Source organism: Nocardiopsis sp. FIRDI 009 (assembly GCF_003386285.1).
Lineage (GTDB): Bacteria > Actinomycetota > Actinomycetes > Streptosporangiales > Streptosporangiaceae > Nocardiopsis.
Genome location: NZ_QPNC01000019.1, coordinates 68814 through 88431 on the forward strand (window position 1 = coordinate 68814; position 19618 = coordinate 88431).

The 19618-nt window shown below is 74.8% G+C and carries 17 protein-coding genes, 2 pseudogenes and 2 riboswitches; of the genes and pseudogenes, 10 read left to right on the forward strand and 9 right to left on the reverse strand.

The features are described 5' to 3' along the window. The first annotated feature begins 143 nt into the window (after positions 1-143). Entirely contained in the window at positions 144-920 is a 777-nt protein-coding gene (locus tag DVR05_RS16510) for a creatininase family protein (protein ID WP_116246787.1), read from the forward strand. A 27-nt stretch (positions 921-947) separates the two neighbouring features. On the opposite strand, the pseudogene DVR05_RS16515 reads toward DVR05_RS16510, so the two are convergent. The 8 genes and pseudogenes from DVR05_RS16515 to DVR05_RS16550 all read right to left on the reverse strand — a co-directional run. Beyond that, positions 948-1817, reverse strand: a pseudogene (locus DVR05_RS16515) (YbhN family protein); the annotation flags it as partial. After that, positions 1814-2653, reverse strand: a complete 840-nt coding sequence (locus DVR05_RS16520) for a trans-aconitate 2-methyltransferase (protein ID WP_116246788.1) — start codon at positions 2651-2653, stop codon at positions 1814-1816. The pseudogene DVR05_RS16515 and the gene DVR05_RS16520, both read right to left, overlap by 4 nt. Then, positions 2650-3687 (reverse strand): glycosyltransferase family 4 protein, encoded by a 1038-nt coding sequence (locus DVR05_RS16525; protein WP_116246789.1) that lies wholly within the window; start codon positions 3685-3687, stop codon positions 2650-2652. Before DVR05_RS16525 ends, DVR05_RS16520 begins: the two co-directional genes overlap by 4 nt. Further along, positions 3684-4067, reverse strand: coding sequence for a 6-carboxytetrahydropterin synthase (locus DVR05_RS16530; RefSeq protein ID WP_116246790.1), 384 nt, complete (start codon positions 4065-4067; stop codon positions 3684-3686). The genes DVR05_RS16525 and DVR05_RS16530 overlap by 4 nt, the downstream gene beginning before the upstream one ends. A 47-nt stretch (positions 4068-4114) precedes the next feature. After that, on the reverse strand, positions 4115-5089 hold the full coding sequence (locus DVR05_RS16535) for a zinc-binding alcohol dehydrogenase (protein ID WP_116246791.1): 975 nt from the start codon (positions 5087-5089) through the stop codon (positions 4115-4117). A 93-nt stretch (positions 5090-5182) separates the two neighbouring features. Beyond that, positions 5183-5896 (reverse strand): CDP-alcohol phosphatidyltransferase family protein, encoded by a 714-nt coding sequence (locus tag DVR05_RS16540; protein ID WP_116246792.1) that lies wholly within the window; start codon positions 5894-5896, stop codon positions 5183-5185. Continuing rightward, on the reverse strand, positions 5889-6533 hold the full coding sequence (locus DVR05_RS16545; protein ID WP_116246793.1) for a GTP cyclohydrolase II: 645 nt from the start codon (positions 6531-6533) through the stop codon (positions 5889-5891). Before DVR05_RS16545 ends, DVR05_RS16540 begins: the two co-directional genes overlap by 8 nt. Before the next feature lie 171 nt (positions 6534-6704). Further along, positions 6705-7325, reverse strand: coding sequence for a hypothetical protein (locus tag DVR05_RS16550; protein WP_116246794.1), 621 nt, complete (start codon positions 7323-7325; stop codon positions 6705-6707). 32 nt (positions 7326-7357) lie between these two features. Between DVR05_RS16550 and DVR05_RS16555 the strand changes: the two genes are divergently transcribed. Beyond that, complete coding sequence (locus DVR05_RS16555) at positions 7358-7642, forward strand: hypothetical protein (protein WP_369974545.1); 285 nt, start codon at positions 7358-7360, stop codon at positions 7640-7642. Between the two features lie 67 nt (positions 7643-7709). Then, positions 7710-8543, forward strand: coding sequence for an alpha/beta fold hydrolase (locus tag DVR05_RS16560; protein WP_116246796.1), 834 nt, complete (start codon positions 7710-7712; stop codon positions 8541-8543). Positions 8544-8601: 58 nt separating this feature from the next. Here the strand turns inward: DVR05_RS16560 and DVR05_RS16565 are convergent, their stop codons facing one another. Next, entirely contained in the window at positions 8602-9495 is an 894-nt protein-coding gene (locus DVR05_RS16565) for a polysaccharide lyase (RefSeq protein ID WP_116246797.1), read from the reverse strand. Between the two features lie 183 nt (positions 9496-9678). After that, positions 9679-9892: riboswitch (cobalamin riboswitch) on the forward strand. A 58-nt stretch (positions 9893-9950) separates the two neighbouring features. On the opposite strand from DVR05_RS16565, the gene DVR05_RS16570 reads away from it, so the two are divergent. From DVR05_RS16570 to DVR05_RS16600, 7 genes and pseudogenes are all read left to right on the forward strand, one after another. Beyond that, complete coding sequence (locus tag DVR05_RS16570) at positions 9951-10988, forward strand: ABC transporter substrate-binding protein (protein ID WP_116246798.1); 1038 nt, start codon at positions 9951-9953, stop codon at positions 10986-10988. Then, positions 10985-12001 (forward strand): iron ABC transporter permease, encoded by a 1017-nt coding sequence (locus tag DVR05_RS16575; protein ID WP_116246799.1) that lies wholly within the window; start codon positions 10985-10987, stop codon positions 11999-12001. The genes DVR05_RS16570 and DVR05_RS16575 overlap by 4 nt, the downstream gene beginning before the upstream one ends. Next, positions 11998-12777 (forward strand): annotated as a pseudogene (locus tag DVR05_RS16580) (ABC transporter ATP-binding protein); the annotation flags it as partial. The gene DVR05_RS16575 and the pseudogene DVR05_RS16580, both read left to right, overlap by 4 nt. An 84-nt stretch (positions 12778-12861) precedes the next feature. After that, a riboswitch (cobalamin riboswitch) is annotated at positions 12862-12979 on the forward strand. Between the two features lie 34 nt (positions 12980-13013). Next, entirely contained in the window at positions 13014-16604 is a 3591-nt protein-coding gene (locus tag DVR05_RS16585; protein ID WP_116246800.1) for a cobaltochelatase subunit CobN, read from the forward strand. Next, positions 16601-17326, forward strand: coding sequence for a precorrin-6A synthase (deacetylating) (gene cobF, locus DVR05_RS16590; protein ID WP_116246801.1), 726 nt, complete (start codon positions 16601-16603; stop codon positions 17324-17326). The genes DVR05_RS16585 and cobF overlap by 4 nt, the downstream gene beginning before the upstream one ends. Further along, the gene (locus DVR05_RS16595; protein ID WP_116246802.1) at positions 17323-18804 is read left to right on the forward strand and encodes a cobyric acid synthase; all 1482 of its coding nucleotides are present in this window, start codon (positions 17323-17325) and stop codon (positions 18802-18804) included. Before cobF ends, DVR05_RS16595 begins: the two co-directional genes overlap by 4 nt. Further along, positions 18801-19520 carry a cobalt-precorrin-6A reductase gene (locus DVR05_RS16600; RefSeq protein WP_116246803.1) on the forward strand — a complete coding sequence of 240 codons (720 nt, stop codon included), beginning with the start codon at positions 18801-18803 and terminating at the stop codon, positions 19518-19520. Before DVR05_RS16595 ends, DVR05_RS16600 begins: the two co-directional genes overlap by 4 nt. The last annotated feature ends 98 nt before the right edge of the window (positions 19521-19618 follow it).

Genomic DNA, 19618 nt, shown 5'->3' on the forward strand with positions numbered 1-19618 from the left:
TGTCCGGAGAATATGTCAGTGCAAATGTTCTTGATGTGAATTGTGGTGTTTTCGCGCACGGGGGAGGCGGCTTCGCGCGTGGAGACGCCGTTCTCGCGGAGGGGTCTTCGGTCCGAGCCCGCGACCCCGCGATACTGGGGCGCATGGACGACCTCACGCTCTCGCTCCTGCCGCTGACCACCACGGTCGAGGAGGGCGAACGCGACGCCCGCATCGCGCTCCTGCCCGTCGGCAGCCTCGAACAGCACGGCCCCCACCTGCCCCTGGTGACCGACACCGTCATCGCCTGCGTCCTGGCCCGGGAACTCGCCCGCCACCACCCCGTGCGCCTGCTGCCGCCCCTGACGGTCTCCTGCTCCCACGAGCACGCCGCCTGGCCCGGCACCGTCAGCATCTCCGCGCGCACCCTGCACGCCGTCGTCACCGACGTCGCCGCCTCCCTCGGCGACACCCGGCTGGTCCTGGTCAACGGGCACGGCGGCAATCACGTCCTGGCCAACGTCGTCCAGGAGTCCCACGGCACGATGGCGCTCTTCCCCCAGCCGCACGAGTGGGAGGCGGCCAGGGCGGCGGCCGGGATGAGCACCGACAACGACACCGACATGCACGCGGGGGAGCTGGAGACCTCGGTCCTGCTGCACACCTACCCCGAGCTGGTCCGCCCCGGCCGCGCCGACCACGTCACCGGCCCCCGCGACCACATGCCCACCCTGGGCCTGGCGCCCTACACCCCCACCGGGGTGGTCGGCCGCCCCTCACTGGCCACGGCCGACAAGGGCCGTCGGCTCCTCGCCGCGCTCACCACCGCCCTCGGCGGACACCTGGCCGCCCTGGACCAGGCGGCGGCCGGCCAACCGGACGGCGATCACCGCCGCCCCGGGCAGCCCCGCCACCAGGGCGAGGAGTCCGTAGACGACTGACGCCGTCACCCCCAGACCGGCGCCCAGCCCCGCCGCGCCGAACGCCAACGCGGTGACCGCCTCGCGCGGACCCCACCCGCCCACGTTCACCGGCAGGCTCATCGCGATCAGCGACAGCACCACCAGCGGCACCACCTGGAACACCGGCGCCGACACCCCCGCCAGGGACGCGGCGAAGACGAACAGGGCCACGTGACCGGCCAGCGCCGCCGCGGACAGCCCCACCACCCGCGTCCCGCGCGCGAGCACGCCCGCGCGGGCGTCGGCCGCCGTCTCCCGCAGGGCGCGCCACCAGCGCGGCCGCCGCCCGCGGCCCCACACCAGCCCCACCGCCACCACCGCGACGATCCCCGCCAGCACCCCGGCGGACACACCGACCGCCCGCGCCCCCGGAACGAGCAGGGCGGCCGGAAGCGCGAACAGCACCCCCGCCCCCGCCGCCACCAGCACGGCCTGCCCCGCCAGCCGTTCCAGGACGACCGCGCGCACCCCTCGGCCCACGTCGCCCGCGTACCGGCCGTGGCTGACCGCCCGGTGGACGTCACCGAGCACCCCCGCGGGCAGCACGGCGTTGAGGAACACGGCGCGGTAGTAGTCGCCGACCGCCCGCGCGAAGGGCAGCCGCAGACCCACCCCGCGCGCCACCACCCACCACCGCGCGGCACTCAACACGGTCGTGTACGCGCCCACCGCGAGCGCCACCAGCACGGCGCCGGGGTCCACCACGGCGAACGCGGACGTGAACGCCCCGGCCGGGAACCACCACACCACCCCGGCCAGGACCGCCGCCCCCGCCGGAGCCCGCCACCACCCGGTGCGCCGGAGCGCTCCCGCGAAGCGGCCGCCCCGGGAGCCCCCGGCGCCGTGTACGGTCCCCGACACCTCCACCGCCCTCACGACGACTCCGTCCCCGGCGGCCGCACCGCCCCGGCCGACCCGGAAGATGCCGCTGTCCCGGCCGACCCGGGCAGCACCACCAGGTCGGTGTGGTGCACGACGGCCCGCAGACCGCCCCGCCCGCACTGCTCCAGCCGACGCTCCAGGTACCCCGCCACCGGCAGCCCCGGCTCCTGCTCGACCGCCGCCCCGACCCACCCGCGCAACCACTCCCGCAGCAGGTCGGCGCGGTCCGGCCCCAACCGCCACGGGCTCGCGAACGCGTGCGTGCGCGCCCCCAGCCCCTCGAACACCTCGGCCGCGACGGCGGCGGCGTCGGGCCCGAGCCTGCCCCCGCGCCGCTGGTGGTCGTCGAACGCCCGCCCCACCCGCGCGTCGAGCGGGTCGGCGGGGGACAGCTCCACCCGTCCCACCACCGTCAGCGTCAACAGCGCCGGACATCCGGCCGCCACGACCGCCCCGGCCAGCGTCTCCACCTCCGCGCGGGTGAGCAGGTCCAGCAGCGCCGACGCCGCCACCAGAGTGACACCGTCCAGATCGCGAGCCCGCAGCGACGCCAGATCCAGTTCACGGGTCCGCACCCGATTGACCGGCACCGTCTCCCGAGCCAACGCCAACAGGCCCGGATCGCGGTCGAACAGCACCCACCGCTCGGACCCGGACAGCCGGGGCGCGAGCCAACGGCCGAGCGAACCCGTGCCGCACCCCAGGTCGGCCACGACCCGGCCCAGGTCACGCACCACCTCGGCCGCCCGCTCCGATCTGGCCTCGGCGTCCGCGCCCTCGCGCAACGCCAGCCACTCCGGGGCGAACGCCGCACCACCCGCCGACGTCAACGGCACCCCTCCCTGTCGAGGACCGCGCCCATCGCGCGCGCCGCCTGCCTCCATCCTGCCAACTGTGACCGCCGCCGACGCGCCGAGGTTCGCAACCGTCCACGCAGCCTCGGGTCGGTGAGCCACCGGCGCAGGGCGTCGCCGAGCGCGTCGGCGTCCTCCGGGGCGACGAGGATCCCGGGCCGCTCACCCCGGGGATCGCGCCCCAGCGCCTCGGGAACCCCGCCCACCCGCGAGGCCACCACCGGCACCCCGCGCGCCAGCGCCTCGGTCACCGCCATCCCGAAGGTCTCGGCGCGGGAGGGCAGCACCACCAGGTCGGCGGCGGCGTAGGCGGCCTCCAGGTCGGCGCCGGTGAGAGCCCCGGCCAGCCGCACCTCCGACGCCTCCGCCGCCGCCCGCACACGGTCGGCGTACCCGCCTCGGCCGACCGGCCCCGCGCACACGCACGTCCACGGCGGGCCGTCCACCCGGGCCAGGGCCGCCAGCAGCAGATCGTGACCCTTGCGCGGGGTCACCGACGCCACGCACAGCAGGTGCGAGGCGCCGTCGGTGCCCGGGGCGAGCGGAGCGGGGTCGGTGCCCGGAGCGACGTGGTGGACCCGGGCCAGACCGTGGTGGTCGGCCAGCCGCCGGGCCGCCCAGCGGCTGGTGGCGACCACCCCCGTCATCCCCAGGACCGCCCGCTCGCGGGCGTCCAGGTCGGCCGCCGTCCCGGGGGACAGACCGGTCTCGTCGGCCAGGGGCAGGTGGACCAGGGTCACGATCCGCAGCCGGTCGGCGTGCGGGCCGAGGATCTCGGGCACCCCGCAGGCGACCAGGCCGTCCATCAGCACACCGGCGCCGTCGGGCAGGAGCGCCAGCTCCCGGGACAGCCGCTCCCGGTCGGCGGGACCCGGCCGGGGCCAGAACCCGGGCGCCTCGACCCGGCGCACGGGCCGCCCCGACGCCTCCAGCTCCGCCGCGATCCGCGCGTCGTAGGTGTTCCCGCCGCTGGGCACGTCGGCCGGCGGGACGACGAACGTGACGGTCACAGGTCGCGTTCGTAGGTCGCCCAGGCCACGTGGGACTCGTGCAACGTGACCGAGACCCCCGTCAGCCCGCGCCCGCGCGCGTCGATCCGCTCGACCAGCCGGTCGGCGACGACCTTCGCCAGGAACTCGGTGGAGGTGTTCACCCCCGCGAACTCGGGCGCCTCGTCCAGGTTGCGGTAGTTCAGCTCCGCGACGACGGCGCCCAGCTCCCGGGTCACCACACCGATGTCCACCACGATGCCGTCGTCGTCGAGCTCGGGGCGGCGCAGGGTCGCGTCCACCACGAACGTGGCTCCGTGCAGCCGCTGGGCGGGGCCGAACACCTCGCCCCGGAAGCTGTGCGCGACCATCAGGTGGTCGCGGACGGTGACGCTGAACACGAGGGGTGTCCTCTCGGGTCGGGGATCGGGCGGCGATACGGGTCGGGTCAGGGGTAGACGACACGGTGGCACAGGGCGGGCAGCGAACCGTCGGCCAACCGCGGCAGGACCACCGGCAGGCGCTCGAAGGTGCTCTCCCCGGTGACCACGGCGTCGAAGGCGGGGTCGGCCAGCAGCCGCAGGGCCAGGTCGAGCCGGTCACCGTGGCCGTACCGCCCGCGCCGGGCGGGGGAGACGGCCCCGACCTGGCTGGCGCGCACGGTCAGCCGCCGGGAGTGGAAGTCCCCGCCCAGCGGCAGGCTCACCTCGCGGTCGCCGTACCAGCTCAACTCGACCACCTCGCCCTCGGTCGCGACCAGCTCCAGCGCCCGGGCCAGCCCGGCACCGCTGGCGCTGGTGTGGAAGACCAGGTCACAACCGTCGAACGCCGAGGCGGGCCCGGCGAACCCGACACCGAGCCGGTCGGCGGTCGCGGCGCGGGCGGGGTCGGTGTCCACCAACTGCACGCGCGTCCCGGGGACCGCGCGCAGCAGCCGGGCCAGACAGCACCCCACCATCCCCGCGCCGACCACCGCCACGCGGTCCCCCACCAGCGGGGGCGCGTCCCACAGGGCGTTGACCGCCGTCTCCACCGTCCCGGCCAGGACCGCGCGCCCGGGCGGCAACCCCTCGGGCAGCGGCCGGACGGCCGAGGCCGGGACCACGAACCGGGTCTGGTGCGGGTACAGGCTGAAGACCGTCAGTCCCACCAGCTCGGCCGGTCCCTGCTCGACCACGCCGACGTTCAGGTACCCGTACTTGACCGGACCGGGGAAATCCCCCTCCTGGAAGGGGGCGCGCATCACCGCACGCTGGCCGGGCGGCACCCCGCCCCGGAACACCAGCGCCTCCGTGCCCCGGCTCACCCCGGAGAACAGGGTGCGCACCAGGACCTCCCCCTCACCCGGCGCGGCCAGGGGGACGTCACGCACCTCACCCCGGCCGGGGGCCACCACCCAGAACGCACGCGCCCGATCGTCCACGCGGCTCCTCCTCGTCTCGTTCCGGTCCGGCCCCGGCGGGGCGGCACCGGAGCCCTCACCACACGTCCTCCGCCGCCACGCCGCAGCGCCCGGTCACGTCCGCTGCGTCACCGACGCCCGCACCCGGCGACGCCGCGCGCCCCACAGGCCCAGCACGTCGCGCCCGAACGACCACACCAGCGCCGCCAGGGCCACCGCCACCACCACCGTCGAGACGGTGGGCGGCAGCACCCCCGAGGCCGCGACCACCAGGGTCACCCCCTGGAGCGCCGCCACCGCCTTGCGCGCCCGGCTCGGCGGCAGCGGGGCGCGCAACCACGGCGCGACCAGCGCGGCCGCGCCGAACACGTACCGCATCAGCCCGATGGCCAGCACCCACACCCCCAGGGACAGGGACACGAACGCGCTCAGCACCATGATCAGCAGGGCGTCCGTCTCCATGTCGAAGGCCGCGCCGAAACCCGACTCCGTCCCACCGCTGCGAGCGACCGCGCCGTCGACCAGGTCGAGCACCAGCGCCAGCGACGCCAGCCCCACCAACGGCCACACCGGACCGCCGCCGACCGCCAGCGCCAGCACACCCCCGGTCAGCAGCGCCCGCACCACCGTGATCCGGTCGGCCGCCCCCAGCGAACGGCGCCCCGAGCGCCGTGCCGCCCACAGCAGCGCGACCGCCCCCGCCGCCGCGTACGCGCCGCCCGCGTACCAGCCCCGCGGAGCCAGGCCCACGGTGACCGCGAGCCCGCCGAGCAGGGCCGCCTGGGCGAGGACGGCCGCCGCCACCTGGTGGCGCAGGGGTTCACGCACGGCCGGGCCCCGGTCCGGTCCCGTCCAGGTGTGGCAGGTCGTGCCCCAGACGGTCGCGCTTGGCGGTGAGGTAGGCGATGTTCTCCGTGCGCGCGGGCACGAGCAGCGGCACCCGCGCGACCACCTTGACCCCGTGGTCCTCCAGGGCCCTGCCCTTGGCGGGGTTGTTCGACAGCAGCCGCACCGATCGCACCTGAAGGTGCCGCAGGAGGCGCGCCGCCGGGCCGTAGGAGCGGGCGTCCACCGGAAGGCCGAGCACCGTGGCCGAGTCGACCGTGTCCAGGCCGCGTTCGTCCTGGAGGGCGAGCGTGCGCACCTTCTCCAGCAGACCGATCCCCCGACCCTCGTGGCCACGCAGGTAGACGAGCACGCCCCGGCCCCGTTCGACGATCGCGTCCAGGGCCGAGTTCAGCTGGTCGCCGCACTCGCACCGCAACGCGCCCAGGGCGTCGCCGGTGACGCACTCCGAGTGCAACCTGACCAGTACCTCCTCGCCGTCGCCCAGGGAACCGTGGGTCAGCGCCAGGTGCTCCTGTCCGTCGACGGGGTCGCGGAAGGCCAGCACGCGGAACGGGCCTCGGCGGGTGGCCAACTCCGACTCGGCGACCTCGGCGGGGTCGATGGTCCGCTCGTGCATGCTCCCCCTCACGCGGCAGGCGTCACATCGGGCCGGTGCCCAGCCGGTCCGTAGCGAAAACCTCGCGGTGCGTACGGGCCGCGTGCGGTGTCGTCGGGGTTGGACGTGATTCGCGTGGAACGTGGGACGAGCACCAGGTCAGGGCGTCGCGGTCACTCCCCGTGCGGCCGGTCAGGATTCGGGCAGCACGACGCGGATCTCGCCGCCCAGGCTCGCCCCGCCCGCCAACCGGAGGGTGGCGCCGCTCCAGAACCGGCCCGGGGCGTAGTATCCGGGACGGCGCCCGCGCGGCAACAGCCCCATCGCCTCGTAGGTCAGACCCATGACCTCCGCGCAGTAGGTGGTCTCCAGGTCGCGCTCGCGGGCGCGGCGGCCCAGCGGGACCCGCCCCCGGAGCCAACGGGTGACCATCGCCGCCGAGGACGGGAAGGGTGTGCCGTCCAGGCGGGCCACCGTGCGCAGGGCGGCGTCCTCCATCTCCGGGGTGGCCACCGGGTCGAGCTGCCGCAGCCAGCACTCCTGCCCGTAGCGTCGCCCCCACACCAGGACGGCGTCGCGCAGGTCGTGCAGCTGCGCCCCCCGCTGGTGGGTGCCCGTCCACATGTCGACGAGCGAACGTCCCAGCTCGGCGTGCCACATCAGCGGCGGCAGGTCCTCGATGGTCAGGGTCATGCCGACGTGGTTGACGGGGCTGTTCGTGCCGAGCTGGATGGCCCGGTCGGCCGCGCTCCTGCCGCGGAACACCCACGCGTCGCCGGTCCGGGTGATCGCCAGGGCCTGGTCCAGGGACATGCTCGCTTCCGTCACGCCGCTAGCCTAGGCGCATGCGTTGGAGGAGAGCTATCGGCGTGGCGGCCTTCGTCGGTGTGGCCGCCACCGGTGTCGTGATCGCCCGGGCCGAGCGCAGGCGCCGCGCCTACACCCCCGACCAGGTCAGGGAGCGTCTGCGGGAGCGCGTCGCCCGGATAGAGTCCGAGGGGGCCCCTGACCTCGCGCCGCCGCCCCGCACCCTGCGCGAGCGGGCCGCCGACCGGTGGAACACCCTGACCCGCTACCGCCCCCTGACGGTTCTGGCGGAGCGGATCCGGAAAAGGACCGGCGCGACGTGACCGCCCGGGTGTCGTACCTGTGTCCTAGGTTCGGCGAAGGTTTGGCATCCGACCCAGGAGGTTCCCGATGGACCGCGTTCCGACCGCCCCCGACACGTCCGGCACCCTGCCCGTCCCCGGCGCGCGCCTGTACCACGAGGTGCGCGGTGAAGGACCGCTCATGGTGCTCGTCGGCTCCCCCATGAGCGCCGTGTCCTTCGAACCGTTGGCCGCCCTGCTCGCCGCCGACCACACCGTGCTCACCACCGACCCGCGCGGGATCGGCCGCAGCCCGCTCGACGATCCTGAGCAGGACTCGGGACCCGACCTGCGCGCCGACGACCTCGCACGGCTCATCACCCATCTGGACCGCGGCCCGGCGACGGTCCTGGGCTCCAGCGGCGGCGCCGTCACCGCTCTGGCCCTGGCACAGAATCGCCCGGACCTGGTGGACACCGTGGTCGCCCACGAGCCGCCGCTGGAGGAGCTCCTGGAGGACCGCGACGAACTCCACGCCCAGACCGAGAAGATGATCGCCGTCTACCGGTCCGGCGACGTGGTCGGAGCCTGGCGCCTGTTCATGTCCGTCTCCGACATCCCGGTCCCGGACACGGCGCTCCAGGAGATGTTCGGCGGTGACCGGGACCCGCAGCAGGTCGCCGACGAGCGCCGCTTCTTCGAACACGAGCTGCGCCCGACCACCCACTGGAGCCCCGACCTCGACGCGCTGCGCGCCGCTCGGACGCGTGTGGTGGTCGGGATCGGAGAGGACTCGGCCGGGCAGCTGTGCGACCGCACCTCCAGGGCGCTGGCCACCGGGCTCGACACCGAACCCGTGCTGTTCCCCGGTGACCACACCGGTTTCGTCGAGAGGGCTGAGGACTTCGAGCCGCGGCTGCGCGAGGTGCTCGGGCGGGCGTAGCCGGGTCGTGCCCGGTGGCGTGCGGGTCGGCGTTCGGGGATCCGGAACTCCCGTGCGGTCAGAGGCAGCCGCCGATCTCGCAGATGTCCGCGGGGGAGGTGGACGCCTTCAGGTCGTCGTACCAGACGTGGCTGTCGTTGGCCGGGGCGAACCCCTCGGTGGACCCCCCGAAGAAGGACGAGAAGTAGGCCTTGTCCACCAGGTCGGCGTTGTCCACCAGCCGCAGACCGGTGACCAGGGCAGCGGGCGCGCCGTTGTAGAAGACCTCGATCTCACCGTCGGGGTTGGCCCGGCCGCCGGTCACGGTGTTGACCCTGAGCCGCTGGACGATGCTCACCCACTCGCCCCTCGGATAGTGGACGTCGGCGCCGTCGACGCGAAGGAACTCCTGGTCGCCGTAGGCACCCTTCTTGTCCATGTGGTAGTAGTACACGGCCGCCCGGCCGTCGCGGCGCCAGATCAGGCGCGAGGTGAACCCGTTCCGGCCGTCGCAGACCCGCCCGCCCGAGCACCCCCCGCCCCCGGCCAGCCCCAGCCCCAACTTCCCGCCGAACGACGTGGTCCCCCAGCTGAAGTCCTCGCTGAAGCGCGCCCAGAACGACAGGTAGTACTCGCGTGCCGGGGCGAGCGCGAACGGCGCCAGCGCACCGGACTCCCGCGGGCCGATCCTCCCCGCCGGGTAGGACACGCGCAGGGACTGCTCGCCCGTGCGGGCGGGAACCGTGTCGTCGATGAGCGTGCGCTCCTGCATCCCCCTGTCGCGGGTGGCGTACCACCCGTCCCTGGCCCACTCCTCCAACGGGTAGGGGCCGCCCGCGGCCGGGCGTTCGAAGGTGTTGTGCAGGGACGTGGACGGCGCGGCGGTGCCGGCGGTCGCGGGGGCGGCAGCGACGGCGGCCGACAGCACCGCCGAGGCGAACGTGACGGCGAGCGGGGCTCGGGTGACCGGCATGGGCGGCTCCGTTGCACGGCGACGGGTCGGTCGGGGGCGCCGCTGTGCCGTCCACAGGACGACGCTCCGGCGCTGCGATCATCATCCGTGTTCGATCGATCGCTGAGGGTGTTCGACACGGGTGGTCGGCGAACCGGCCCCCGCACCAGCGCCGGCCCCGCCCGTCGGCCGGCGCGCCCACGGCGGTATCCTGCCCGGGCCAGTCGTACCACGTTCGTGGTCAGGGAATCCGGTGCGAATCCGGAACTGACGCGCAGCGGTGAGGGGGACGGGCGGGGTACGTACGCCACTGGGGCGGGGCGGTGCCGACCGGAGCGTCGGCGCGGCCCGGACCTGGGAAGGCACTCCGTCCGGGCGAACCCGAGTCCGAAGACCTGCTGGCCCCTCCGCGTCGAGTGCGCGGAGGCGCACCATGCCGGGCTCCGCGATCGAGCCCCGACACACAAGGCATCCCCATGCTCAACCACGCCCTTCGCCCCCTCGGCCTCCTGGCCGCCTCCTCCCTGCTGCTCACCGCCTGCGGCCAGCCCCCGGGTGGGGAGGCCGACGGCACGGACTCCGCCGCCCCCACCGGGACGATCGACAACTGCGGCCACGCGGTCCCCCTCGGCACGGCACCCGAGCGGGTCGTCTCCCTCAACCAGGGCAGCACCGAGATCCTCCTCTCCCTCGGCCTGGCGGACCGCCTCGTCGGCACCGCCACCTGGACCGACCCGGTCATGGAGGGGCTGGAGGAGGCCAACGCGGACGTGCCCCGGCTGGCCGACGACTGGCCGTCCTTCGAGGTGGTCCTGGACGCCGAACCGGACTTCGTGACCGCCTCCTTCGTCTCCACGCTCGGGCCCAGCGGCCTCGTCGCCACCCGGGAGCAGTTCGAGGACCTGGGCGTGCCCACCTACGTCTCCCCGTCCGACTGCGCCGCGGGCAAGGACAACACGACCGGAGGCGACGGCACCCGCAGTGAGCCGCTCACCCTGGAGACCGTCTACGACGAGGTCCACGACCTGGCGGCGGTCTTCGGTGTGGAGGAGCGCGGGGAGGAACTCGTCGAGGAGCTCCGGGGGCGGGTGGACACCGCCACCGCCGACCTGGACGCCTCGGACGTGACCCTCATGTACTGGTTCTCCGACTCCCAGGCGCCCTACCTCGCCGGATGCTGCGGCGCCCCCGGCGCCATCACCCGCGCCGTCGGCGCGGAGAACGCCTTCGCCGACACCCACGACGAGTGGCCCCAGATCAACTGGGAGACCGTCGCCGACCGCGACCCCGACGTCATCGTGCTCGGCGACCTGACCCGCGAGTCCCAGACCGCCGAGAGCGCCGAGGCCAAGATCGACTTCCTGGAGGGCAACCCCGCCACCCGCAACCTCACCGCGGTCACCGAGGAGCGGTACATCCTGCTCAGCGGCCAGGCCATGAACCCCACGATCCGCACGGTCGAGGGGATCGAACGGGTCGCCGAGGGGCTGCGGGACCTCGGGCTCGCCCGGTGAGCGGCGCCCGTCTCGCGCTGCTCCTCTCCGGCGGACCGGTGGTCCTGGCCGCGTCGGTCGCGGTCGCCGTCACCATCGGCCCCGCCGACATCACCACGGTCGACGTCTGGCGCTCGGTCTCCTCCCACCTCGGGGTGGGCGAGACCGCGCTGAACCCGCTGCGGGACGGCATCGTGTGGAACCTGCGGATGCCCCGCACCCTGCTCGCCGCCGTGTGCGGGGCGGGACTGGCCCTGTGCGGCGCGGTTATGCAGTCCCTGCTGCGCAACCCGCTGGCGGACCCCTTCGTGCTCGGGGTGTCCTCCGGCGCCTCCACCGGCGCGGTCGCCGTGATCGTCCTCGGCTGGGGAGCCGGGGCGGTGTCCCTGTCGGCGGGCGCCTTCGTCGGCGCGCTGCTCTCCTTCGGGATGGTGGTCCTGCTCAGCCACAGCCTCGGCGCGACCATGGACCGCGTCGTGCTGTCCGGGGTCGCGGCCATGCAGCTGTTCTCGGCGCTGACCTCGTTCACCGTGCTGACCTCGGCGGACGCGGAGACCACGCGCGGGGTGCTGTTCTGGCTGCTGGGCTCCCTCAGCGGCGCGGGCTGGACCGACGTGGCACTGTGCTCGCTGGTGCTGGCCGGGGTGCTCCTGGTCTGCCTCGCCCACACCACCACCCTGGACGCGTTCGCCTTCGGCGAGGAGGCCGCCGCGCACCTGGGCGTCCGGGTGGCCCGCGCCCGCCTCGTGCTCCTGTGCGCCACCGCCCTGCTCACCGCGGCGCTCGTCAGCGCCGCCGGGGCGATCGGGTTCGTGGGGCTGGTCCTACCGCACGCGGCCCGCGCGCTCACCGGCTCCGGCCACGCCAGACTCCTCCCCGTCACCGCCCTGACCGGAGCCGTCTTCCTGGTGTGGGTGGACACGGTCGCCCGCACCGCGCTGGAACCGCAGGAGATCCCGGTGGGTGTGGTGACCTCCCTCATCGGCGTGCCCGCCTTCGTCGCCGTGCTGTACCGAGCCAGGAGGAGGACATGAACGGCCCCGACCACACCGGGCTGCGCGCCGACCGCGTGAGCCGCCGGGCCGACGGCGGATTCGTCCTCGACGGGCTCACCCTCGCCCCGAGCCCCGGCGAGACCGTCGGCCTGCTCGGCCCCAACGGCTCCGGCAAGTCCACGCTGCTGAGGCTGCTCTCCGGCGTCCTCGCCCCCTCCGCCGGGGTGGTCACCCTGGACGGCCTGCCGCTGCCCCGGGTCGGACGCCGCGCCGTGGCCCGCCGCGTCGCCTCGGTCCAGCAGAACGCGCACACCCAGACCGAGCTGACCATCCGCGACGTGGTGTCCCTGGGCCGTGTCCCGCACCGCCGCCCCTGGTCGCCCCTGTCCGCCTCCGACGCCCGCGCCGTGGCGGCGGCCCTGGACCGCACCGGCCTCACCGACCGGGCGGACCGGTTCTGGCACACCCTGTCCGGGGGCGAGCGCCAGCGCGCCCAGATCGCCCGCGCCCTGGCCCAGGAACCGAGCGAGCTCCTGCTCGACGAGCCGACCAACCACCTCGACATCCAGTACCAGCTCGACCTGCTGGAACTGGTCACGAGCCTGCCGGTCACCACCGTGATCGCCCTGCACGACCTCAACCTGGCCGCGATGTACTGCGACCGCCTGCTGGTGCTGCGGGACGGCCGCGCCGTCGCCGAGGGCGCCCCCGCCGAGGTCCTGACCCCCTCCCTCATCGGGGAGGTCTACGGGGTCCGGGCCGAGGTCGCCTCGGACCGGGGCCGCCCGGTGATCCGGTTCCTGCGCCGCGGCCCCGACCGCCGCGACCCCGATCCGTCGGCCCGGACCACCGGGCGCCGAGCTCCCCGCCCGAACGGGACCGGGAGCGGCCCGTTAGGGTGTGAATCCTTCGCTCGTGGTGCAGGAACCCGGTGTGAGTCCGGGGCGGTTCCGCCACTGTCAGACCCCCGTCCCCCGGGGGTCGAGCCAGACACTGGCCTCGGGCGCTCCTACCGCCGATGGGGCGAGAACCCCGAGGGAGGAATCCGACCATGACGGCACGGATCGCACTGCTGTCCACATCCGACACCGACCTGCTCTCCGCGCGGGCCAGCGGCGCCGCGTACACGTGGGCGAACCCGTCCCGCGCCGGTGACACCGAACTCACCGCCACCGTCGAGGGAGCCGACCTCGTGGTGGTGCGGCTGCTCGGCTCCCCCCACGACCTGTGGTCCGGACTCGCCGCCGTCCGCGAGCGGGGCACCCCCCTGGTCGTCCTCAGCGGCGAACAGCAGCCCAGCGCCGAACTGATGGAACACTCCACCGTCCCCATCGGCGTGGCCACCGACGCCCACCGCTACCTCGCCGAGGGCGGCCCCGACAACCTCGGCCGCCTGCACGCCTTCCTGTCGGACACCGTGCTGTTGACCGGAGAGGGCTTCGACCCGCCCGCCCCCGTCCCGCTGTGGGGCCACGCCGCGCGCGAGGTCCCCCGGGACCCGGAGCTGCCGAAGGTGGGCATCCTCTACTACCGGGCCCACGAGGCCGGGGGCAACACCGCGTTCGCGCACGCCCTGGCCGACGCCGTCGACGCCACCGGCCGGGCCGTGGGCGTCCCCGTGTTCGCCGGGTCGCTGCGCTCGGCCCCCGACGAGCTCTACGAGGCGCTCGGCGGCTTCGACGCCCTGGTGGTCACCGTCCTGGCGGCGGGCGGCAGCGTACCCGCGTCCGCGAGCGCCGGTGAGGACGACGAGACCTGGGACGTCGAACGGATGGCGGCCCTGGACGTCCCCGTCCTCCAGGGGCTGTGCCTGACCAGCTCCCGCGCCGACTGGGAGACCTCCGAGGACGGCGTCACCCCCCTCGACTCGGCGAGCCAGATCGCCATCCCGGAGTTCGACGGGCGGATCATCACCGTGCCGTTCTCCTTCAAGGAGATCGACCACGACGGGCTGCCCCGCTACGTCGCCGACCCCGAACGCTGCGCCCGCCTGGCCGGGATCGCCGCCGCCCACGCCCGCCTGCGCCACGTCCCCGCCGCCGAGAAGCGGATCGCGGTCGTCCTGTCCGCCTACCCGACCAAGCACTCCCGCGTCGGCAACGCCGTCGGGCTCGACACCCCCCGGTCCCTGGTCCGCCTCCTGCGCCGACTGCGCGCCGAGGGCTACGACCTGGGCGAACCCGGCGCCCTGCCCGGCCTGGACCTGCCCGACGAGACCGAGGCGGGCGACGCGCTGATGCACGCCCTGATCGAGGCGGGCGGCCAGGACGAGGACTGGCTGACCTCCGGCCAGCTCACCGACGCCCAGGTGCGGATCACCCCCGAGGAGTACGCCGCCTGGACCGAGGGCCTGCCCGCCGCCCTGAAGGACGCGATGACTGAGGCATGGGGTCCCGCCCCCGGCCGCCTGTACGTCAACGACGAGGGCGAACTCGTCCTCGCCGCGCTGCGCGCGGGCAACGTCGTCGTCCTGGTCCAGCCGCCGCGCGGCTTCGGCGAGAACCCCATCGCCATCTACCACGACCCCGACCTGCCCCCCAGCCACCACTACCTGGCCGCCTACCGCTGGCTGGAGCACGGTTTCGGCGCGCACGCCGTCGTCCACCTGGGCAAGCACGGTTCGCTGGAGTGGCTGCCCGGAAAGAACGCCGCGCTGTCGGCCGCCTGCGCCACCGACGCCGCCCTGGGCGACCTGCCGCTGGTCTACCCGTTCCTGGTCAACGACCCGGGGGAGGGCGCCCAGGCCAAACGGCGCGCCCACGCCACGGTCGTCGACCACCTCATCCCCCCGATGGCGCGCGCGGAGACCTACGGCGACATCGCCCGCCTGGAGCAGCTGCTCGACGAGCACGCCAACATCGCGGCCATGGACCCGGCCAAGCTGCCCGCGGTCCGGGGCGAGATCTGGTCCCTGATGCGCGCCGCGGAGATGCACCGCGACCTGGGCCTGGAGGAGCGGCCCGACGACGAGGAGTTCGACGACTTCCTCCTGCACGTCGACGGCTGGCTGTGCGAGATCAAGGACACCCAGATCCGCGACGGCCTGCACGTGCTCGCCGAGGCCCCCTCGGGTGAGGCCCGCGTCAACCTGGTCCTGGCCGTCCTGCGCGCCGCCCAGGTCTGGGGAGGCGTCGGCGGGGCCGTGCCCGGGCTGCGCTCCGCCCTCGGCCTGAAGGAGGACGCGCCGACCGCCGAGGTCGACCGGGTGGAGGCGCTGGCGCGGAGCCTGGTCGAACGGATGGAGGCCGCGGACTGGGACCCCGCCGCCGCGGCCGACGCGCACGACGACCCCGAGGTGCGCCGCGTCCTGGAGTTCGCCGCCACCCAGGTGGTGCCCCGCCTCGCCCGCACCACCGACGAACTCGACCACGCCCTGCACGCCCTGACCGGCGGATTCGTACCGGCGGGCCCGTCCGGCTCCCCGCTGCGCGGCCTGGTCAACGTGCTGCCGACCGGCCGCAACTTCTACACCGTCGACCCCCGCGCCGTCCCCTCCCGGCTCGCCTGGCAGACGGGGCAGGCGATGGCCGACTCCCTGCTGCGCCGCCACCTGGAGGAGACCGGAACCTACCCGGAGTCGGTGGGCCTGTCGGTGTGGGGCACCTCGGCGATGCGCACCTCCGGCGACGACGTGGCCGAGGTGCTCGCCCTCCTGGGCGTGCGCCCGGAGTGGGACGAGGCGTCCCGACGGGTCGCCCGGCTCGACGTGGTGCCGCTGGAGGAGCTGGGCCGTCCGCGCGTCGACGTCACCGTGCGCATCTCCGGGTTCTTCCGCGACGCCTTCCCCCACGTGGTCGCCATGCTGGATGACGCCGTGAACCTGGTCGCCGACCTCGACGAACCGGAGGAGCGCAACTTCGTCCGCGCCCACACCCGCGCCGACCTGGAGACCCACGGCGACCGTCGCCGCGCCACCACCCGGATCTTCGGCTCCGCGCCCGGGTCCTACGGGGCGGGCATCCTCCATCTGGTGGAGTCCGGCAACTGGCGCGACGACCGCGACCTGGCCGAGGTCTACACGGCCTGGGGAGGGTACGCCTACGGGCGCGACCTCGACGGGGTCCCGGCCGCCGACGACATGCGCGCCAACTACCGCCGGATCAGGGTCGCGGCGAAGAACATCGACAGCGCCGAACACGACATCGCCGACTCCGACGACTACTTCCAGTACCACGGCGGCATGATCGCCACCGTCCGCGCCCTCACCGGCGCCGACCCCAAGGCCTACGTCGGCGACTCCACCACACCCGACGCGGTCCGCACCCGCCCCCTCGCCGACGAGACCGCGCGCGTGTTCCGCGCCCGGGTGGTCAACCCGCGCTGGATCTCCGCCATGCGGCGGCACGGCTACAAGGGCGCCTTCGAACTGGCCGCCACCGTCGACTACCTCTTCGGTTTCGACGCCACGGCCGGTGTCGTTCACGACTGGATGTACGAGAAACTGGCGGCCGAGTACGTGCTCGACGCCGACACCCAGGAGTTCCTGCGCACCTCCAACCCGTGGGCGCTGCACGGCATCGTCGAGCGGCTGCACGAGGCCGCCCGGCGCGGGCTGTGGGCCGAGCCGGACCCGGCCACGCTCGAAGCCCTGACGGAGGTCTACCTGGAGGTCGAGGGGGACCTGGAGGACCGCTCGGAATGAGGGTACGGATCCTCGGTATCGGCATGGGGCCGCGGCACCTCACCCCCGAGGTCGCCGACGCATTGCGGGACTGCGACTACGCGGTGGCCGCCCGCAAACGCGACGACGACGGGCTGCTGGCCCTGCGCCGGGCCGTCTGCGACGTCCACGGCGTCCCCCTGGTCGTCGTGCCCGACCCGGAGCGCGACCGCGACGACCCCGCCGACTACCGGGCCGCGGTCGCCGCCTGGCACGAGGCCCGGGTCGTGGCCTACGAGCGGGTGCTCGGCGAGCGCGGCGGCACCGCGGCGTTCCTGGTCTGGGGGGACCCGTCCCTGTACGACTCCACCGTGCGGATCGTGGAGCGGGTCGCCGAGCGGGGGGTCGTGCCGGTGGAGTACGACGTCCTGCCCGGGATCAGCGCCCCCCAACTCCTCGCCGCGCGGCACCGGATCGTGCTGCACGAGGTGGGCCGACCGGTCCACCTCACCCCGGCGCGGCGGCTGGCTGAGGCCGTGGCCGCCGGGCAGGACAACATCGTCGTCATGCTCGGCGGACGGCCCGCCTTCGAGGGCCTGGCGGAGTGGTCGGTCTGGTGGGGCGCCAACCTGGGCACCGACACCGAGGAGCTGGTCGCCGGACGGGTCGGCGACGTGCTGCCCGCGATCGAGGCGGCCCGGACCCGGGCCAGGGACCGGGCCGGCTGGGTGATGGACACCGCGTTGCTGAGGAGGACGTCGTGAGCGGTCTCCTGGTCGCCGGGACCACCTCCGACGCGGGCAAGAGCGTCGTCGTCACCGGTCTGTGCCGGGCCTTCGCGCGCCGCGGCGCGCGGGTCGCGCCGTACAAGGCGCAGAACATGTCCAACAACTCCATGGTCTGCCACGGCCCGGACGGCCGCCCGGCGGAGATCGGCCGCGCCCAGTGGGTGCAGGCGTTGGCCGCCGGGGTCGGGCCGGAGCCCGCGATGAACCCGGTGCTCCTCAAACCGGGCACCGACCGGCGCAGCCACGTCGTCCTGCTCGGACACCCCGCCGGGGACGTGTCCTCGGCCGACTGGGAGTCCGGCCGCCGGCACCTGGCCAAGGCCGCGCACGCCGCCTTCGACGACCTGGCGGCCCGCCACGACGTCGTCGTCGCCGAGGGGGCGGGCAGCCCGGCCGAGATCAACCTGCGGTCGGGCGACTACGTGAACATGGGGCTGGCCCGGCACGCGGACCTGCCCGTGGTGGTCGTCGGCGACATCGACCGGGGCGGTGTCTTCGCCGCGCTGTACGGCACGGTGGGGCTGCTGGAGGGAGCCGACCAGGCGCTGGTCGCGGGCTTCGTGGTCAACAAGTTCCGCGGGGACCCCGGGTTGCTCCGGCCCGGTCTGGCCGACCTGGAACGGCTCACCGGCCGCCGGGTGTACGGCACCCTGCCCTGGGACCCGGGGCTGTGGCTCGACTCGGAGGACGCCCTGGACCTGGAGGGCCGCCGGGCGGGCGGGGGCGCGGTCCGGCGCGTGGCGGTGGTGCGCCTGCCCCGGATCAGCAACTTCACCGACGTGGACGCCCTCGGCCTGGAGCCCGGTCTCGACGTCGTCTTCGCCTCCGGCCCGCGCGACCTGGCCGACGCGGACCTGGTCGTCCTGCCCGGCACCCGGTCCACCCTCGCCGACCTGGCCTGGCTGCGCTCCCGCGGCCTCGACCGGGCGATCACCGAGCACGTCCGCCGCGGTCGGCCGCTGCTCGGCGTCTGCGGCGGGTTCCAGATGCTCGGCCGGACGATCGCCGACCCGGACGGCGTCGAGGCCGAGCCCGGTGCGCGCGCGGACGGCCTCGGCCTGCTCGACACGCGGACCGACTTCACCGCGGACAAGACCCTCCGCCTGCCCTCCGGGGCGGCGCTCGGCGCGCCCGCGCACGGCTACGAGATCCACCACGGCCGGATCACGGTCGGCGACGGGGCGGAGGAGTTCCTGGGCGGCGCCCGGTCGGGGAACGTCTTCGGCACCATGTGGCACGGCAGTCTGGAGGGCGACGCGTTCCGCGCCGCCTTCCTCGCCGAGACGATCGGCCACGAACCCTCCGGGGTGCGGTTCGCCGCCGCCCGGGAACGCCGCCTCGACCTGCTCGGCGACCTCGTGGAGCGCCACCTCGACGTTGACGCGCTGCTCGCCCTCGCCCGCGAGGGGGCCCCGGCGGATCTGCCCGTACTGGCCCCGGGAGGGACCCGATGAGACTGCTCCTGCTCGGCGGCACCTCCGAGGCCCGAGAACTGGCCGCCCTCCTGGTCGAGGCGGGTGTGGACGTCACCACCTCGCTCGCGGGACGGGTCGCCAGACCGCGCCTGCCAGTGGGGAAGGTCCGCATCGGCGGGTTCGGGGGAGTGTCCGGGCTGCGCGCGGCGCTGACCGACTACGACGCGGTGGTGGACGCCACCCACCCCTTCGCCCTCGGCATGACCGCCAACGCGGCGGCGGCCTGCACGGATCTTCCCCTGTTGCGGCTGGAACGGCCGGGCTGGGACCCGGACCCGGCCTGGCACCACGCCGACACCCACGAGGAGGCGGCGCGTCGGGCGGCGCAGCTGGGCACGCGGCCGTTCCTCACGGTCGGCCGCCAGGAACTCGCCCGTTTCGTCCCGGACCTGGGGCGGCACGCGGTCCTGGCCCGGGTGGTGGACGTGCCCGACCTCGATCCGCCCGCCGCCTGGCGGCTGGTGACCAGCCGGGGGCCGTACCGCCTCGACGGCGAACTGGAGCTGATGCGCGAGCACCGCTCCGACGTCCTGGTCACCAAGGACTCCGGCGGCACCTACACCTGGCCGAAGATGGCGGCCGCGCGGGAGCTCGGCGTCCCGGTCGTGGTGGTGCGCCGCCCGCCCGGCCCGCCCGGCGTCCCCACCGTCCACGACGTGGCCGCCGCGTTCGACTGGGTGACCGACCTGGTGTGATGCCCCTCAGGCGCGTCATACGGTCCCGAAGTCGACCAATGCGCCACCCCGGAGCGCGCACTCCTGCTGGTCAGGTGGTCATGGCCTGCCAATCGCGC

What these genes read in the sequence shown, in the direction of transcription:
- DVR05_RS16560 (WP_116246796.1), top strand. Translation starts at nt 7,710, where the DNA reads ATGGACCGCGTTCCGACCGCCCCCGACACGTCCGGCACCCTGCCCGTC.
- DVR05_RS16555 (WP_369974545.1), top strand. Translation starts at nt 7,358, where the DNA reads ATGCGTTGGAGGAGAGCTATCGGCGTGGCGGCCTTCGTCGGTGTGGCC.
- DVR05_RS16585 (WP_116246800.1), top strand. Translation starts at nt 13,014, where the DNA reads ATGACGGCACGGATCGCACTGCTGTCCACATCCGACACCGACCTGCTC.
- DVR05_RS16570 (WP_116246798.1), top strand. Translation starts at nt 9,951, where the DNA reads ATGCTCAACCACGCCCTTCGCCCCCTCGGCCTCCTGGCCGCCTCCTCC.
- DVR05_RS16565 (WP_116246797.1), bottom strand. Translation starts at nt 9,495, where the DNA reads ATGCCGGTCACCCGAGCCCCGCTCGCCGTCACGTTCGCCTCGGCGGTG.
- DVR05_RS16550 (WP_116246794.1), bottom strand. Translation starts at nt 7,325, where the DNA reads ATGTCCCTGGACCAGGCCCTGGCGATCACCCGGACCGGCGACGCGTGG.
- cobF (WP_116246801.1), top strand. Translation starts at nt 16,601, where the DNA reads ATGAGGGTACGGATCCTCGGTATCGGCATGGGGCCGCGGCACCTCACC.
- DVR05_RS16600 (WP_116246803.1), top strand. Translation starts at nt 18,801, where the DNA reads ATGAGACTGCTCCTGCTCGGCGGCACCTCCGAGGCCCGAGAACTGGCC.
- DVR05_RS16545 (WP_116246793.1), bottom strand. Translation starts at nt 6,533, where the DNA reads ATGCACGAGCGGACCATCGACCCCGCCGAGGTCGCCGAGTCGGAGTTG.
- DVR05_RS16510 (WP_116246787.1), top strand. Translation starts at nt 144, where the DNA reads ATGGACGACCTCACGCTCTCGCTCCTGCCGCTGACCACCACGGTCGAG.